The organism is Corynebacterium silvaticum, assembly GCF_004382825.2.
Taxonomy (GTDB): domain Bacteria; phylum Actinomycetota; class Actinomycetes; order Mycobacteriales; family Mycobacteriaceae; genus Corynebacterium; species Corynebacterium silvaticum.
Genome location: NZ_SDQO02000001.1, coordinates 421,970 through 440,369, shown reverse-complemented (window position 1 = coordinate 440,369; position 18,400 = coordinate 421,970). Strand labels below are relative to the sequence as shown.

Genomic DNA, 18,400 nt, shown 5'->3' with positions numbered 1-18,400 from the left:
AACTCTAGACACAATACAGCACTCCCCTTGGCCATTCCAATTTTTCTATAGTGAACTGGCCGAGGGAAAGTATCTAGTTATTTTTTGCCGCCAAAGTCCAGGTTGTTCAGATCTATGTTTTCCATGCCCTTGGGCATCTTAGGCATCCCCGGGAGATTCGGCATACCGCCTAGACCACCGGCTCCACCCATTTGCTCTTGCATTTTTTGCAGCTCAGCCATGCTTGGCATGCCCGGCATACCGCCGTTCATAGCGCCGCTACGGTTTTTCGCAGGTTTACGCTTACCGTTTTTGCCTTTACGACCTTTGGGCTTCTTCTTGGTTGCGCTACGTCCACCGCCACCCATGCCGAATTGCCCGGCCATTTTGCTCATCATCTTTTTCGCCTCAAAGAAGCGGTCTACCAGCTGATTCACCTCAGAGACGGCAACACCGGAACCGTTAGCGATACGTTTGCGTCGAGAAGCATTCAAGATCTTAGGATCTTCACGCTCTGCCGAAGTCATACCACGGATAATGGCTTGGATGCGGTCTAGTTGTTTCTCATCAACCATATCCGCCATCTGCGACATCTGCTTACCGCCAGGCAGCATCTTCAAGATGTTGCCAAGCGGGCCCATCCGGCGCACCATCAACATCTGATTGAGGAAGTCCTCCAACGTAAGCTCGCCGGACCCCAGCTTCTGGGCAGTTTCCATGGCTTGTTCTTGATCAAGGTTCTTCTCTGCTTGCTCGATGAGAGTAAGCACATCACCCATGCCGAGGATCCTGCTGGACATACGCTCGGGGCGGAAGACATCAAAATCTTCCAGTTTTTCACCGGTGGAGGCGAACATGATGGGTTTGCCGGTTACTTCGCGGATAGAAAGCGCCGCACCACCGCGGGCGTCACCATCCAACTTGGTCAACACGACACCTGTGAAATCGACGCCATCGCGGAAGGCCTCAGCCGTGTTCACGGCGTCCTGTCCGATCATGGAGTCAATAACAAAAAGGACTTCATCAGGGTTAATCGCATCACGGATATTCCGGGCCTGGGTCATCAGGGCTTCATCAATACCCAAACGACCCGCCGTATCGACGATGACCACGTCATGCTGGCTACGCTTTGCCTCTTCGATGCCCTGGCGAGCCACGCCTACTGGGTCGCCATGAGAAGTGCCCATCTCATGGTCGTTGGAGTCGATGGATGTTCCTGGATCTGGGGCAAAGGTGGGAACGCCCGCTCGTTCACCAACAATTTGCAGCTGTTGAACAGCACCCGGGCGCTGCAGATCACACGCCACCAACATTGGAGTATGGCCTTGGGATTGAAGGTGCTTAGCCAACTTTCCAGCAAGCGTAGTCTTACCAGCACCCTGAAGGCCCGCCACCATGATCACCGTAGGAGGATTTTTAGCCAAATTAAGGCGACGAGTTTCTCCACCAAGAATCCCGGTCAATTCCTCATTGACGATCTTGATAACTTGTTCAGCCGGGTTAAGAGCCTTAGATACTTCAACCCCTAGCGCACGATCTTTAATTCGTGCTATAAATCCGCGAACCACTGGCAAGGAAACATCGGCTTCCAACAGCGCCAACCGGATTTCACGCGCGACAGCATTGATGTCAGCCTCGGTGACTTTGCCCTTTGACCGTAGGCCTGACAGGGCATTGCCTAGCCGGTCAGACAGAGATTCAAACACGAAACGCACACTCCCTTTATGGATCTTCCCTGCGCACCTTTAATTACATTGCTGGGAAAATCTCGCGTGGACTTGAAGATTAACGTTCCTATGTTAACCGTTGGTGAGCACCTTGGTCACGTCACGCTCAACTTTGGCACGATCAAATCCCTCGGCAAGCTCACACTGCATGATCATTGTCGCGCCCGGGTTGCTCATAGTCAGCCATAAAACATCAGGCAAGACGCCTAACACGGCGCCTAAACCACCTCTACGGTCGGCTGTCCTTACCTCTAGAATATTGCCCACCCAAAACGTCGCGGAAGTACTCTTCCTGATACTCGGCAGAGATGAGTACACCCCCGACTTATAGGCCTGCACAAATTCACATGGATCGAACCCCGTACCCACAGTGTTATGCACTTGAAGCTCTGCAATCACATGCTTAGCCTCATCAGATCCACTCATCTTGAAGCGTGCCGACTCAATGTTCCACCCTTTAGCCGCAATCAACGCCAAGACTCTGACGCTTTCCCGCATATACCGGCCTTTCCAGTACACGGTGGCGTTGCCACTTTCCCTCCCAGGGTTCATAGTCGATCCGGTGTTCAGGTCATTGTCAAAGTTATTAGAGGTTTTAGGAACCAAACCAATATCCAGCGGAATATCAAACTCTGGTGGTTCAGGAGTCAATGAGGTAAGTCGAGCACGCGCACGGCTGCATAATGCTTGGGTTCCAAGTTTCAGCACCGCACTCCACACACCCGGCGCGGTGCCTTCAGCATCCGCCTCCACCAGGGATTCCAAGAGGTTAAGGGTGAGAAGATCATAATTGACAGCGTCTAAAAGCATCGTTACGGCTTCATCGCTTGTCGGGTCAAGACGGCCGACAATTTGTGCGATCTTTGTGTGCTCTACGACCAGAGTCTCGACCACACTCAGATCTTGTTCATTCAGCCGAAGCTTGCGCCCCATCTCCACCACAAATTCCGCGCCCACGATTTCATGGGGTCTGCCGTATCCTTTACCAACATCATGAAAGAGCGCGGAAAGGAACAGGAGATCCGGACGAGCCACGCTAACGCTTCTTGCTGCACAATTGGCTGTGACTACGAGGCTATGTTGATCAATTGTGTGAATGTGGACTGCTTCACGCGGCATCCGTCCCCTGATATGACCCCATTGGGGGATCATTTTCTCCCAGAAGCCGTGGTCATCAAGCTGTTGGATAACCCGCGGGCTATGGACCGATGAGCTCAAAAGTTCAAAGAAGTCACCCGCTGCTCCCACAGGCCATGGAGCTGGCAGTTCAGGAAGATTCTCCAGACGGGGCCATACGGAATCACTGATAGGCATGCCGGTGCGTGCACTTGCAGCTGCGACTCGAAGAACTAAGGCAGGATCTTTGAGGTTCGGATTTCGAGACAAGGAAATTTCATCATCAACGGCAACCACATCAACATCGATAGGCCGGCGTACAGCTCGTCTTACGTGGTTACGCCGCGGAAGAGCATTTCGAGCAGTACTGAGCGCATGATTAGTGGCGTCATTAATAGTCCGGGCAGCGTGGGCTAAGACGCGGGAGAGCTCGTATCTGTCATCAAACCCCAAATCGAGCGCAATATCTGCAGCGAATTCCGGGTCCAAGACGTCTCGGGCGCGCCCAGCGTGTTGGTGCAAGAGGGTGCGGACGTCGAGAAGCAACCTGCGTTGAGAATCAAGAGGAGGCACGTCGCACAGGTGACCTAGTGCAAGCGCCCGTATCAGCTCGATGTCTCTGAGACCGCCGCGACCATGTTTGAGATCGGGGTGTGTCATTGCCACAACCGAGCCAGAGCGGCGCCAACGGGCAATAGCGGTATCGGAAACCGCATTAAAGTTTTTGTTCAGTTCCCTACGCCAGGTGTCTAGGGTCAGCCGTCTAGTTTGCTCAGTAAGCTCTGGATCGCCACTGATGTGCCTCACATCAAGCAATGCCAACGCGGCGGTTGAATCATCTGAGACCATGCTGGCGCATTCCTGCGGAGTACGCACTGCGTAATCAAGACGCATTTTTGCGTCCCAAATCGGGTACCACAAATCTGCAAGACCGTCGAGATTTAATCCTGCCGGGTGAAGAAGAATTAAATCCAGATCCGATTTGGAAGTCATTTCTTCCCGGGCAAAGGAACCTGTCGCGGCAAGCGCGGAGCCTTCGGGGATAGTAAGCTTCTCCACCAGTGCCTGCGCACGTCGATACGCATGCTCTCGAATTTCTAGCGCCCGTTGCGACCCACCGTTCTCAGTTGCTTGAGCTAGAACTGTTGCGTGCGCGGTTTTATCGCATGAGTCGATCGCAGAATGCGTCACAATCTATCCTTAACGGAACTATGGCTTCGGTCTAATGGGAGAAAACCCATCAGCTGCAGAAGTGGCAGCTGTATCTAGATTGCGTCAGAACCGCGCTCGCCTGTACGAACGCGAATAAGATCATCGACAGGGGTGACCCACACCTTGCCGTCTCCGATCTTGCCGGTGTGCGCCGAATCGACAACGGCACGTACAACGTCATCGAGAAGTTCATCATCAATAACGATTTCAATCTTGACCTTGGGCACAAAGTCCACCGCGTACTCAGCGCCACGATAAACTTCCGTATGACCTTTTTGCTGGCCAAAGCCTTGGGTCTCTGTAACCGTCATGCCGTGCACACCCACCTGCCCCAGAGCATCTTTAATGTCTGTCAGCGTAAAAGGCTTAACAATGGCAGTAACGAGCTTCATTGAGAGATCTCCTCATTCATCAATACACCGGCAACCAAAGCATAACGACGATTCCGCGTTGTTGTACGCCGCATCGCCCTTAGCCTCAGCGATATTAATCTTTCGATTTTCTAGTGTAGCCAGTCTGAACCGCTCAATGCTGCTTGCACTGGTTAACCTGGCCGATCCATTACTACAGCCCGATGTCTTCGCTCATAAGAACAAACACTCACCGCGTTAGTCCAGGTTGTTATCCCCACCCCGTATTCACCGTTTCATACGCCGTCTCCCCATGCACCGCATAATCGATTCCAGCGTTTTCCACCTCTGGGTCCACTCGCCATCCCAGTGTTATCTTCAACAAGTATGCGAGTATCACAGAGATGAAACCTGCAAAGACAACAGCCACAGCAGCTATGACAAGCTGAACTATAAAGAGTTTTAGTCCCGCTACTCCGCCACCGGTCAGCAGGCCTTTGTCGTGGGCAAAAGTCCCACTCCCACGGTTCCCCATAGACCTGCGACTAGATGAACCCCCACCACATCAATTGAATCATCGAATCCACAACGATACTTAAGACCTACGGCAAAGGACCCTATAATACCGCCCATGCTTCCGAGCACGATGGCCGTCATTGGTGTTAAGTCTCCCGCCGCAGGCGTTATAGAAACAAGCCCAGCTACGAGCCCCGATGCCGCACCTAAAGAGGTAGCATGGCCGTCCCTTATCCGTTCCACCGCAAGCCAACCAAGCATTGCTGCTGCAGCCGACACCGTAGTGTTTAGCCATGCAAGCCCCGCCACCCCATCTGCCGCAAATGCAGAGCCTCCATTAAAACCAAAGCAGCGACGCTCCCAGCATGACCATGGGAAGATTATGTGGGCGCTGAGGTTTGCTAGGAAAGCCATGTCGACGACCTACGACCACGGCTAGAACAAAGGCTGTAGCTCCTGCGGAAATATGCACTACCGTGCCACCTGCGAAGTCAATGGGAGGGATCACTGCCATGCCACCAGCAGTTCCAAACATCCAGGCAGATACACCCCTTGCTGCATGAGAGAGAATCCCGGCCCCCACACCATGTGAGCCAACGGAAAATAAACAAAACTAACCCATAGGGCTATAAAGACAAGCCACGTTCCAAATTTCACGCGCTCTGCAATCGCACCGGAAATGATGGCAGTAGAGATAACCGCAAAGGTGAGCTGAAATCCAATATCATTTGCATACCCATTCACGCCCACAACGTAATGATGTGAAGAATCCAGAATTGCTGTACGCAGTCCAAATAGTTCCCAGGGATTAGCAAATATCCCACCTATAGACTTTGATCCATATGACATAGACCATCCCCAGAGCACATACACAATGGATACGACTCCCAGTGCCCCAAAAGACATCATCAGCATGTTAAGTACGGATTTTTGACGAGACATACCACCGTAGAAAAATGCCAAGGCCGGAGTCATAAGCAACACCAATGAAGCAGAAATAAGTATCCACGCAGCACTACCGGAAGCGTGATTTATCTGATCCGGATTCATATATCTGCTCCCTAATCTCATTGAGTGAACACGCGCCCACCTCAATAACTATAGGGCAACAGATTTAGTTTTCTATAAATCGACAGTTTTATTATTTTTAGGTGCCTTATCGCAAAAGCCCCTTGCATGATGAGGGTTGGTGTACCACTCACCGCACAAGGGGCTTTAGCTTGCTGTTTTAACCAAGCAACGCGTCAACAAAGCCTTCTACTTCAAAAGGTGCCAGGTCGTCGGCGCCTTCTCCTAATCCGACCAGTTTGACGGGGACCCCGAGGTCCTCCTGAACCTGGAACACAATACCGCCCTTGGCAGTTCCGTCTAGTTTGGTCAAAACCACACCCGTAATGTTCACGACCTCGCGGAAAGTTCTCGCCTGCGTAAGCCCGTTCTGGCCTGTGGTGGCATCCAGAACAAGAAGGACCTCATCAACCACGGCTTTCTTTTCCACAACGCGTTTGACCTTTCCCAACTGATCCATCAGGTTACTGGAGTTATGGAGGCGGCCTGCGGTATCTACAAGCACCACGTCGGCACCAGTTTTTACGCCCTCAGCAACTGCGTCAAAGGCAACCGAGGCAGGATCGGCACCTTCAGCTCCACGCACTGTCCGTGCGCCAACTCGACGTCCCCACGTTTCAAGCTGATCAGCCGCCGCTGCACGGAAAGTATCTGCAGCGCCTAAGACCACCGAATGCCCCATAGCTACCAGCACACGTGCGAGCTTGCCTGTCGTTGTGGTCTTGCCAGTGCCGTTTACTCCTACTACCAGCACCACAGCAGGCTTGCCCTCGTAAGGCATCGCTTTAATCGAGCGATCAAGCTCGGGCTTACAAGCGCGGATCAGGCATTCTTTCAGCATCGCACGCGCATCGGCCTCACTAGCGACTCCCCGCTCGGCAATCATTTCGCGTAAGTCTTCTACCACTTTCATCGTGATAGTTACGCCTAGATCGGCTTGGATCAACTGTGCTTCAATATCTTCCCACGCGTCTTCATCAAGCTCACCTGCAGAAAGCATACCCAAGACAGATTTTCCAAAGACATTCTGTGATCGTGACAAACGGCCTCGTAGCCGTCCGATGCGTCCAGTCGCGGGAGCGATATCGTCTTGAGACTCCGTTTGCACAGCTTCTGCCGCAGCAGCACTGTCCACAGGCTCATCTGTAGCCTCCTGTAAGGCCTTTTCTGCACCAGACGCTGCGACACTTGCTGCGACAGCGGCTTCATATGCGTCTTCTTCTAGCTTCGCCTCTTCTTTTTTGTCTTCGTCATGGATAAGAGACTCTTTTGCCGCATCCTCGACAGGTTCTTCATGGAACTCATCAAGCTCCACAAAGTTTTCTTCGACGTGCTTGGCTTGTTCTTCTGCTTCTTGCTGTTGCTCAAATAGCTCTTGAGCCTCAGCTGCGGCTTCAGCCGCCGAGGCTGCATCTGATTCAGATTCTGCGTGATGAGCCACTGGCAGTTCCGAGTCAGAGACCGGGTCGACTAACTCCGACTCATTGAGATGCACACCAGGTTTTTCTGTTTCCTGTGTTGCTAGTGGTTCTTCCGGAAGCGCTAGCGGTGCCACCGGATCTACCGGTGTTTCCTGCACTGGTTCAAAGGAGGGAGAAGCAACTGGCAGTTTTTCTACGGGAGCAGCAGAGGCCTGCCCAGCGGAGAAATTAAAGCCGCCTTGAGCTTGATAGTTTCCGGAACGTTCTTGCTGTGTAAGCTGTTTTGGTTCGTCCTCATCACCGCGATCAAAACTAATAGTTTTGGATCGTTTTCGGCTAAGGCCAACAGCAATAACCACGATGAGCGCAAGGACGACAATAAGGATGCCGATTAACACAGGAGTTGACATACCTCTAATAGTTGCAAATTCTTGCGGGTTTTACACCTCTGTAGCTTTTCCTATCCCCTCGCAACGCCCTAAGCAGCAACGCACAAGCCCGTAAAACGTAAGTTCCAACCACGTCTTACGGGCTTGTGAGCAGGCCATGCGATTAGCCCGTCATTTAAGCGATACCTGGTTTAGCCAGCGCCAAGATAATGGCGTCTGCGGCGATCAAGTCGCCGGTAACAAGGTCCGGCACGACGTCGGCAAGCTTTGCCCAACCTGGTGTCGCGGCATCGAGCGTTTTGTTAGACGACACCAGCCCATGAGCATGCATTCGAGCGGCCAATGCCAGCACCAGGGAGACTACCGGCGTGAGTGCCCACAAATTTTCATGTGCATCGGTGTCCACGCCATCGAGCTTGTCAAAACGGATTCGCGCCATTGAGTAGAGAACCTTGTTAGTACTGCGCAGGGTGCGAAGCAACGTTACCGCTGACTTAATCAGGCCTTCATTGCTCAAGAGCTCACGCAGTTCGGTGCGTTTATTAAAGGTCTCAAAGACCGCAAGCAAACGTGTTCCGTCGTCCATGAGCGATCCAGGAACGATTTGTGAACGAGAGAAGAACATCTCCAATAGCGCTGCTTGCTGGGCTTTAGCCATACCTGCAATCGCTACTGTGGATTTATCAATACACGCCGTGTCCAGCGTGGTGTCACGTCCAGTCTTCAGGATGCTCACAACGTTATCGCCGGCAATGTCCTTGATATTGGCAAGAATCTCTCGCTTTGCAGCCACACCGTCACTGATCTTCTTTCGACCCGCATCAGCCTTGACAAGGGTTTCTCCACCTAGCACGGCAGCTACCAAGTCTTCATCCGCCGCAGAAGGCTCAGCAGATTCTGGAGTAACCGGTGCCAGCGGTTTTCCGTCTGCGCCTGTCATGGAGTCCAGGGACCCCAGCAGCTCTAGCACGCCGATCCACGGCGCCCTGTGATGAGTGCCTACTCCCGCCTCGAACCTCGCTCGCACCAATCCGCTTTCTACCACGCGACCTGGCTGCTTACCTGCGGGAACAAGCGATTCCGATAGGCCTGTCAGCGCGGCACTCGGATTGCTGCTGAACACCTTGCGGACAGATTTAGCGGATTCTCCCGAGGCCACGCCCGTGGTCACCATGTCCCAGAGCACTGGCATGATGCTTTCCGACGCCGGCACCTCCTCAGTTTCCCCAGCCAAAAACGCCGATAGCGCCCCAAGCGCGGGGTCGGTTCCCTCAAAGTGACCAGGCTGCTCAAGAATCACCGCATTTCCCCCCGGCGACACGGGAGCGATGAGAGTCATAAAACGATCTACTGTGTGCACCTGAACAATAAGATTGCCGGCTTTAACAAGTGAACTCGGAAGCTTCACGGATCCCTCGACAACAGGAAGCGCACGCGCTGGAGCCCACGGCGCTGTGGCAGGCCATACCCAGACACCCAAAGGACGTTCCCCACCACCGGAAACCACAATGGTCTCATCAACCAAGGTCAATTCTTCTGCATCGGAAGAATGAATATCTGCCAGTGCCACAGAAACACGTCGATCGCTTACGGGATCCGTCCATTCAAAATCCACTCGCCCGAAGGGCAACACATTGGTGGAGCTAGCGATCGTTGCCATGGGCGTGACGTAGGTGAGGCCACCGTCGTTGCTGCGCAAGCGCGCGGTCTTCACTGGAGCGCCATGGTGGTTACGCACAGTGATCTTGGGATCGCCGAGCTCACCACGACCGCGGATGCGCAGGATGCCGCGCATATCAATATCACGCGGGCGGAGAGTCAAGCGGCTTGCGCGCCACATCGGAGGTTCCGTAAGAAGTGGGAACTCAAAAGCAAGGCTTGGTGGGCTAAAGCGAAGCGGAAGTTGGTCCCCCTCCTCAGTGGACACGATCACATTAGCGGCTGGTTCTAGTGCCCGCACCACAACCTCAGATGGCTCAACAATAAATTCTTTATCACTTGAGCGCAGGGTGAGTACGGTTTCCGACAAACCGCCGCCAGAAGGAATGCGGAAGGAACGGCACGCGCCGATAACGTTGATATTTGCGTGTGCACCCTCGACGATTGCATATTCATGCCTAAAGCTTTCATTACGAGGACCGCGCAGACGCACGAGGTACTCTCCTACCCATGGGGCGTCGTAAAGCTCAGGATCGAAAACAGCAAAAGCCCCACCCTCAGCTGGAACCTCCAAAGGCTCCGGCGGTGCAACCTCTTCACCTGCAGAGCCGACGCCACCAAACGAGGAAATCGTCAGGTACCAGGTTTCTGTTTGCCCCGATGGCGTAGGAGGAAATTCTGCGACAAGCGACTCAGCGTGAATAGGAAGCCCGCCGGAGCTGCTCAAATAATCAATCGCGTAGTCGGGAGAGCGGAAAATGACGCGTTGACGAGGATCGACGCTACGTACGCGATCCATGCTGGGGTTTGTACCAGGAGCCACGGTAGCAATAGAAGCCACGGTGTTGACATCCAGATCGTGGCACAACCAGCCCTCCCAGCCTTCTACGCTAAAGGAATCAGACTCATAGATCTCATGATCGCTGCCCACATCCATCAAGGTGGCATCGGCTGGTGCCAAGACGAGAAGATTATGGTGGTGAAGGGAAACTTTATCCGTCACATTGGTGCCACGCGATGTAAAGATCACAGTCGGGTCGTCGTTATCCACCACCGGAACATTCCACGTAATCCCATTGGTTACGTCTTGAACGGTCACCTCACGGACGGGGTGAGAAATGGTGACATCCAGCTGCTGCGCTAAGCCAGAGACGTCTCCCCACGCGCACCCTGTGCGATAAACCTTTGTGGTTCCGTCGATGCTAACGCGCCAGTTGACCTCCCCAAAGCTCCCGTCTTCCAGCGTAGGTACACGCTGCTCAGGAAGACGCAGGCATACCTTCCGTCGGGAAACATCAAGCAAAATTCGCGGACGTAGCTCACGGTTTGCCACGCCCACTGCAGACTCACGATCCAGCGTCCCCACCGGGCGCTCACGAAGTTCTGCGCGCACAGCTGCAGCGATAGGCGCGGGAAGCTGTGGTTCACAGCATGCATAGGAGCGATCAAACCAAGAATTCGGGTGTTCGAGAGCAAAGTCTCGCAATGCGGTAATACCAGCCAAAACCCTGGTGGCTTCTACTGGCGCTACCGCAAGTGCGTGGGCGAACAGCCGTGGCTCTGCAGCGGCAACGATTATTTCTGCGACTTCAGCTGCAGTGGTTACCTCGTGGGCGTCGAAAAGCTCTAGAAGCGCGGGGACTTCATTGTTCACAATACCGGCATGAACGCACAGTAGTTCAGCGAAATCTCCGACGGGTGCCGTATACAAATCAAGGGACGTAAAAGCTGCTGGTGCTACCTCGGCAAGTACCTGCGCAACATCAACCCCACCGACTACTGCCTGCGACTCTGGAGAAAGCCCCAGGCCGCCCAGGTACTCCGCAATAAAATTATCAGTGTCTACAACGCGACGCGCCCGACCGACCAAAGTGGTGATGGTCAACGCTGGGCTAACTCCTAACAGTGCCTTCAGGTCTGCTCCGGCGACAAGCTGGCGGGTAAGGAAAATACCGTAAAGCCGTTCGATTCTTTCAAGCTCATCGTCACGCAAATCAACGTTGATCACAAGCGTCTCAGCTTGAAGCCGCTGAGCGAGTTCCAATTCTGTTTGCGAAGCCCAACCTAGCAGTGAATCCGTAATGTCTGCGATCGGATGAACTGACTCGCTCATGTGTCCCCTTTCTTAAAAGTTTTAGATACAAAGTAGATACGAAGATGTGACAAAGATTCGAGGATACCCTGCACAAAGGCTCAATACCTAACCGCCGCAGCGCGCTGAATACTCATAAATTTCAGCGCTATAATCCGGCTGGCGATGCCAAAGAATACGGGCAGACCACACTAATTCTGCGTGGGTTTTCTCAAGCCTTCTCCTCTGGCGTGTTCCCTGAAGAATCGCCTTGCGCAACCGCTACTGCACCTGGGCTCATATGCTGAGAGATCACACGCGTTACGCCGTCGCCACACATTGTTACGCCGTACAGCACGTTGGCTACGTCCATCGTTGTTTTCTGGTGCGTAATAACGATGAGCTGGGAGTCTTTCCGCAGCTCTTCAAACAAAGCGATCAAACGACGAAGGTTAACATCATCAAGTGCTGCTTCCACCTCATCCATCACGTAAAACGGACTAGGCCGAGCCCGGAAAATAGCAACCAACATTGCCAGCGCAGTCAGCGATTTCTCACCACCAGAGAGCAAAGACAACCGCTTTACTTTCTTTCCTGGAGGGCGAGCTTCCACTTCAATTCCCGTAGCCAGCATGTCGTCGGGCTCGGTCAGGATAAGACGCCCCTCCCCGCCTGGGAACAAAGTTGCAAAAACCTTCGGAAACTCAGCCTCTACGTCGCGCCATGCGTCGGTAAAAAGTTGCAGGATTTTCGCGTCTACGTCCTCGATCACGCCTCCGAGGTCTTGTCGTGCCTGCTCCACGTCGGCTAGCTGGGTGGACAAAAACTCATATCGCTCTTCTAGCGCCTTAAATTCCTCCAAAGCCAAAGGATTCACCTCGCCAAGCGCACTGAGGTCTTTTTCTGCTTGCTTCAGACGCGCGCGTTCCGCAGCTACGTCAAAATCAGCTCCCGGCGCGTAGTCACGCAACAAGTCCGTTATCGGCACGCCGAGTTGCTCGACTAATTTTTCTTGGGCTTCCTCTAGCCTCACTTGAGACTGGCTTTGGGCGATTTCTGAGGCATGAGCAGTATCGCTCAGTCGGTTGAGCTGATTCTGTAGAGCATTGACCGCATCTTTTGCACTAGCGGCCTGGGCTGCCAGGCGAGTACGTTCTGCGATAGCTGAGTTCTTCTCCGTGGCTGCTTTCTCCAATGCCGTGGATACTCGCTGGGCAAGCATGTTCGCACCCTCAGCAACTGCAGCCGCCAGACGCGACTGTTTTATCCGGCGTTCCATCGCTTGCTCATGGCGGATTTTTGCTTGGCGCTCGTAATGAGCTTGTCGACGCAACCCCTCGCCCTTACCCTGAGCATTTTCCGCGCGTTCCTCGGCTGTCCTCAAGTTCAAGCGTGCTTCCATCTCCATCGCTTTGATCTGAGCCAAGGCGGAAGCAGCTTCATCCCGGGCGACACTGGAGGGTTCTTCTGGGGTGTCACTGTCTGACACTCTATCCAGACGACTCTTTATCTCCTCCCATTCTTCCTGGAGCTGGTGCATTCGTGTTTCAGCTTTTGTGCATTGTTCAAGAGCTTGTTGGTGTTGCTTTTGATGGGCGTCGCACTGCTGCTGCAATCTGGAGCTGTCCCTTTCAGCTTCAGAAATTCGATGCTGGTGATCCCTTAAAGCCGCTGTTGCGCGGGCAGCCGCAACGCGGGCCTCTGCAGCAGCATGGTGGGCGCCCTCCAAAGTTCCAGATAACTCTTCCAACTGGGCGTGAGCTATATCAAGTTCAGCTTGAGCTGTTTCTATATGAGACGCAGCTTCCACTGAGCTATAGCCGCCAGAGCCTAACTCAATCCATCCTTGCCCCAGCATGGTGCCCTCAGAAGTGACAGCACGCAACCGTGGGTCTTGTTCTATGAGGGTTCGTCCCGCTTCTAGGTCTGGCACCCAGACTGCGTCGGCAAGCACTCGCGTGATAGCACCGCGGACATCACTGTCCATGTCTACGTGGTCTAGTAGCCATGATGCGCCAGAAGGCAGATCAGCATCCATGCGCCAGCCCTCGGAACCTGCGCTGGTGACCACAATGGTCCGAGCAACCGAATCAAGATCGTTCACAGATCCTGCGTCAAAGATTGCAGCTACTAATGCCTCGGTAAAGCGCCCCAAAGCGGCAGAAACTGCCTTCTCTGCACCCGGTCGTGGACGAATCTTTGGCCCAAGAGGAGCGCATTCCTCCAGCCCAGAGAGCACGTTTTCTGAGGTTGCCACCTGCAGGGTTGCGGTTAAGGTCTCAATGCGCGATTCCAACCGAGACACTAATTTGTCGATGGAACCACGCTGTACGCGGAGCTGCTCAAGCCGTTTTTCGGAGGTTTCGGCCTCCGTCGTTGCCTGCGCGTGGCGCTCACTGAGCGGAGACATCTCCGCCTGTAACTGAGCTACGGTCTCATCTATCGCAGTTTTCTCATTTATCAGCTCGCGCTGGCGCTGAGAAGAAGCCTGGGATGTTTCTGTTAAGCGCGAAACCTCAGCTTGGGCCGACTCAACTTGCTTGCGTTGGGATTCTTCTGAAGCGAGAAGTCTGACTACGCCCTCGCGTCTATCTGCAATGGCTCGGACCTGCGCTAGGTGCTCCTGTTCCGCCTCACGAGCGGCCTCTTCACGCTGCTCTGCCTCTTCGTGGATGGCGTCTAAACGCTCCCGCGCGATCTCTGCGGCTTCCGCCAGCTCCCGGTATTCGTCATCTGCACGCGCGGCTTTGTTCTCTAAAATTTCTGGATCCGGGCCAGAATAGGCAACTTCTTGTATGGAAGAGGCACGGTCGGAAGCGATTCTCTGGGTCGCGGCTACCCGCTCCGCCAAGGCAGAAAGTTCAAACCATAGGTGCTGTGCACTTTCTGCGCGCGGGGTTGCCTCCGCTAGGAGATCGTCTATCTCCGTTTGCTGCGCAGTTGCTTCTTCGAGTTGTTCGGTGACGAGCTCGACCTTTTCCAATAGCACCCGCGCCTGGGACTCCGCGGAATTAAGCTGTTCTTGTAATTCCACTACGCGGTGCCCGGCAAGCCGTAATCTAGAGTCCCTTACGTCTGCTTGAACGGTAGCGGCACGTTGCGCAGCTTCGGCTTGGCGCGCCAGTGGCTTAAGTTGTCGACGCAGCTCCGTTGTGAGGTCATTAAGGCGATCCAGATTTGCTTGCATGCCGACGAGCTTGCGTTGCGCTTTTTCTTTTCGTCGCCGGTGCTTTAGTACCCCTGCTGCCTCTTCGATGAACGCCCGGCGATCCTCAGGACGTGATTCAAGTATTTGTGCAAGGCTGCCCTGCCCAACAATAACGTGCATTTCCCGACCAATGCCGGAATCAGAGAGCAGCTCTTGGATGTCCATGAGGCGGGCGCGGCTGCCGTTGATTTCGTATTCGCTAGCACCATCACGGAACATACGGCGAGTAACAGAAACTTCACGATACTCAATAGGCAAAGCGCCATCGCTATTGTCGATGGTGAGCGTGACTTCCGCCCGGCCGAGTGGTTTGCGCTCCCCTGCTCCCGCAAAAATGACGTCTTCCATCTTGCCGCCACGCAGGTTCTTTGCACCTTGTTCCCCCATCACCCAAGCAAGTGCATCCACAACATTGGATTTTCCAGACCCATTCGGGCCCACCACAGCGCAGATTCCTGGCTCAAATTTTAGGGTCGTCGCAGAGGCAAAGGACTTAAATCCTCTAAGCGTAAGCGACTTCAAATACACCCAAGGCAGTCTAGCAAACCATCGTGCAGAGGAATCACGACAAGCCAGCAAACAAACATGTTTTAGCGGGTGATAAAACCGTGCACGCCTTTGGGCTCAGACCAGAGTTCCACCACCGTAGACACGGTTCCAGGCCTGCCATCTACATCAGGTCGTTTAAGAATATGTAACAGGCTTTGGCAGGATTCAGCGTCGCCTTCTGCGACAACGCATACTCGACCGTCCACAAGATTCGTGGCAGAACCAGCTAACCCGCGCTCCATCGCTTGGGTGTACATCCACCACCTAAATCCCACCCCTTGTACATGTCCATGAACCCAGGCGGTGAGCCGAACCTGCTCAGGTTGTCTCGCTGCTCCCCTAGATTCACCGTTGTCCACGTATCGACCTTTCATAATGAGTTTCCACTACCATACCCAAGCCCCCTTATAAGCGTGTCGACGCCTCCCCTCAATGCTGTTGACATCTTAAACAGCACAAAGCCCCGCTTTCTTACGCAGGGCACTTTGGGCAAGTTCCCGCAAGAAAACAGGGCTTTTCTGTAATTCTTTGTATTACACTTCACGCACGATCTGATGGTCGCGGCGAGTAACCGGATCCGAACCGTCCCAGCACTCTACATTTTTAAGCTCGGGGAGCATGTCGCGATGGAAAACAGGGTCGAGGCCTTGTGCCTTTTGCTGGTTGTAATTCTTCAACAGCTTCACAGCAACTCCGCCCAGCGGAATAATAGCAATCAAGTTGATCACGACCATTGTCGCAGCAAAGGTATCCCCCAGAGCCCAAACCAACGGCAACGGGCCGATGGCCCCACCGAACACACAAGCCATCACAATGATGCGGAAAGTAGTCATCACAGCTTTAGAGTTTGTGAAGTACTCAATGTTGGACTGCGCCAAGAAGGTGTTACCAATCACCGAGGAAAATGCGAGGAAGAACAGGATAACGGTGACAAAGTGTGTGCCCCATGCGCCGACCTCGCCGGCAAGAGCCGACTGCGTCAAGGTGGCACCTTGAACGTTATCGCCAAAAGTCGGATTACCCAGCAAAATAATGAAAGCGGTAATGGAACACACCAAAATCGTGTCAAAATACACGCCCAAAGTCTGCACCAAGCCTTGCTTTACGGGGTGGGAGACGTTGGCTGTTCCTGCAGCATTCGGTGCAGAACCTTGACCAGCCTCGTTAGAGAACAAGCCACGGCGCATACCGTTCATAAACGCAGCGCCCACTGTCGCACCTGCGATCTCTTTAAATCCCAAGGCGTGCTCCAGGATGCTGGCAAACATTCCGGGTATCTTTTCCACGTTGAGCAACAAAACAAGGATGCCGATAGCCAAATACGCCAATGCCATAACTGGAACGATGATCTGGGTAAAGTTTGCGATCCTGTGAACGCCACCAAAGATAATCACGCCAGTCACAGCCGCTAGGATCAGCCCGACGACGACTTTAAAAGTCATCGTCGAGGAGTCGAAAGAAGCGCCAGTCGCCTCGACGATAGAGTTTGCCTGGATCGAGTTATAGACAAAACCGTAAGTAATCGTGATGGCTACGCCGAAGATGACTGCTAGCCATCGCGCATTTATACCCCTGGTCATGTAATACGCCGGGCCACCGCGATACGTGCCATCCGCAGTTTTCGTCTTCCACAGCTGTGCCAGAGTCGATTCCACAAAGGCGGTTGCACCGCCTAGGAGCGCGATCATCCACATCCAAAAAACGGCGCCGGGGCCGCCTAGCGTGATTGCTACGGCGACTCCGGCGACGTTTCCAGTTCCCACACGGGAAGCGGCAGAGATGGTGAAAGCTTTGAACGCAGAAATACCTTGCTCATCTGTGTGGGACTCAGGTGTGTCTTGTTTTTCTGCAACTGCTCGGAACATATCTGGAATCATTCGAATTTGAACGACCAGTGTACGAACAGCGAAGTAGACTCCTGCAGCAATGAGAAGGAAGGGGATGATCTTCCAATAGTTGTCATTGATGACGTCAGTGACAAACGTCTGCACACTTTCCATGTGGCGAATCGTACCGGCAGTGACTTAATCTCACGTAATCCTGACTTGTGAGGCACGGCATCATTAGCCCCCATCCCACTTGAAGTTAATAAAGGAATAAGGGCCAGTCATCGCATTTTCCTTGGGAAATACCAGTTTTTCTAGTCAATCCACTACATATTTCCACATTCGATAAGAATGAGCTGAGTACCCCACAATCCCCTGTTTCCCTTCAAATAAACTCCATATTTTCGGCTAACCAACCAAAAATATTTTGTTTTCATAGGGCACTTAATGCAGCCGCTGACAGCGTGGACACAAGTGGCTTGAGCGATTGGTGAATTTTTCCCGAATCACCGCGGTACTGCAGCGTCCACACGGTCTCCCCTCTTGCCCATAGGCTTGCAAGGAAACATCAAAATAGCCAGACTGCCCATTCACATTGACATACAGCGAATCAAAACTCGTTCCACCCTGCAACAGGGCTTTATTCATCACTTTTTGTCCCTCGCACAGAAGCGAGTGAATTGCATTCAATGAAAGCCGATGTGCTTTCTGCCTAGGGTGTATTTGTGCAGACCAGAGTATCTCATCTGCATATATATTGCCGATCCCCGCAACGATCTCTTGATTAAGAAGCAGTTTTTTAATCTCTACTTGTTTGGACTTTATCAATCGCGCTGTTGCCATAAGATCCTGCGTGGGCTCCAAGAGATCAGCCGCTATGTGAGCCATTGGTTCGGGAACTAATCGGTTATGCGCATAGGTCAATTCAGCAAGTCGCCAATAGCCAAACGTGCGCTGATCTACAAACCATAATTCTCCCTGCTCCACTTCATTGCTAAGGGAACATCGGATCCGGGTATGCGGATGCGAGTGGGCGTCGGTACGCTTAATGAGCATTTGCCCACTCATACCTAGATGAACCATGAGCGCACAGGAATCATCCAAAACAAACCACAAAAACTTTCCACGCCGATACACCGAGGAAAGTACTCGTCCCCGTAACCGTGCCTCAAGTTCCCGCGAGCCGCCTTCTACATAACGGACAGCACGCGGATGGGAGACTGTCACCGAAGTCAAAGTCTTCCCAACGGCGTGACATTCAAGCCCCCGACGAACAACCTCTACCTCTGGCAATTCAGGCACGGCGTGA

General features: G+C 53.3%; 9 protein-coding genes and 1 pseudogene. All 10 read right to left on the bottom strand.

The window, feature by feature from the left end; all coding sequences use genetic code 11:
• Positions 1 to 77 precede the first annotated feature (77 nt).
• Entirely contained in the window at positions 78 to 1,685 is a 1,608-nt protein-coding gene (ffh, locus tag ET810_RS02045) for a signal recognition particle protein (protein ID WP_087454912.1), read from the bottom strand.
• 93 nt (positions 1,686 to 1,778) lie between these two features.
• Complete coding sequence (locus tag ET810_RS02040; RefSeq protein ID WP_087454212.1) at positions 1,779 to 4,013, bottom strand: [protein-PII] uridylyltransferase; 2,235 nt, start codon at positions 4,011 to 4,013, stop codon at positions 1,779 to 1,781.
• Between the two features lie 74 nt (positions 4,014 to 4,087).
• The gene (locus tag ET810_RS02035; RefSeq protein ID WP_013911801.1) at positions 4,088 to 4,426 is read right to left on the bottom strand and encodes a P-II family nitrogen regulator; all 339 of its coding nucleotides are present in this window, start codon (positions 4,424 to 4,426) and stop codon (positions 4,088 to 4,090) included.
• A 229-nt stretch (positions 4,427 to 4,655) separates the two neighbouring features.
• Positions 4,656 to 5,950, bottom strand: a pseudogene (locus tag ET810_RS02030) (ammonium transporter).
• A 178-nt stretch (positions 5,951 to 6,128) separates the two neighbouring features.
• Positions 6,129 to 7,787: a signal recognition particle-docking protein FtsY gene (gene ftsY / locus ET810_RS02025; protein ID WP_087454213.1), complete on the bottom strand. Its 1,659-nt coding sequence runs from the start codon at positions 7,785 to 7,787 to the stop codon at positions 6,129 to 6,131.
• 166 nt (positions 7,788 to 7,953) lie between these two features.
• The gene (locus tag ET810_RS02020) at positions 7,954 to 11,550 is read right to left on the bottom strand and encodes a hypothetical protein (RefSeq protein ID WP_134315952.1); all 3,597 of its coding nucleotides are present in this window, start codon (positions 11,548 to 11,550) and stop codon (positions 7,954 to 7,956) included.
• 190 nt (positions 11,551 to 11,740) lie between these two features.
• Entirely contained in the window at positions 11,741 to 15,244 is a 3,504-nt protein-coding gene (smc, locus tag ET810_RS02015; RefSeq protein ID WP_087454913.1) for a chromosome segregation protein SMC, read from the bottom strand.
• A 62-nt stretch (positions 15,245 to 15,306) separates the two neighbouring features.
• The gene (locus tag ET810_RS02010; RefSeq protein WP_171483187.1) at positions 15,307 to 15,639 is read right to left on the bottom strand and encodes an acylphosphatase; all 333 of its coding nucleotides are present in this window, start codon (positions 15,637 to 15,639) and stop codon (positions 15,307 to 15,309) included.
• Between the two features lie 159 nt (positions 15,640 to 15,798).
• Positions 15,799 to 17,265 carry an alanine/glycine:cation symporter family protein gene (locus tag ET810_RS02005; RefSeq protein ID WP_087454215.1) on the bottom strand — a complete coding sequence of 489 codons (1,467 nt, stop codon included), beginning with the start codon at positions 17,263 to 17,265 and terminating at the stop codon, positions 15,799 to 15,801.
• Between the two features lie 270 nt (positions 17,266 to 17,535).
• Positions 17,536 to 18,393, bottom strand: coding sequence for a bifunctional DNA-formamidopyrimidine glycosylase/DNA-(apurinic or apyrimidinic site) lyase (gene mutM, locus ET810_RS02000; RefSeq protein WP_087454216.1), 858 nt, complete (start codon positions 18,391 to 18,393; stop codon positions 17,536 to 17,538).
• Between the last annotated feature and the right edge of the window lie 7 nt (positions 18,394 to 18,400).

Coding starts and splice junctions, on each gene's coding strand:
- ET810_RS02035 (WP_013911801.1), bottom strand. CDS start 4,426: ATGAAGCTCGTTACTGCCATTGTTAAGCCTTTTACGCTGACAGACATT.
- ET810_RS02010 (WP_171483187.1), bottom strand. CDS start 15,639: ATGAAAGGTCGATACGTGGACAACGGTGAATCTAGGGGAGCAGCGAGA.
- ET810_RS02005 (WP_087454215.1), bottom strand. CDS start 17,265: ATGGAAAGTGTGCAGACGTTTGTCACTGACGTCATCAATGACAACTAT.
- ET810_RS02020 (WP_134315952.1), bottom strand. CDS start 11,550: ATGAGCGAGTCAGTTCATCCGATCGCAGACATTACGGATTCACTGCTA.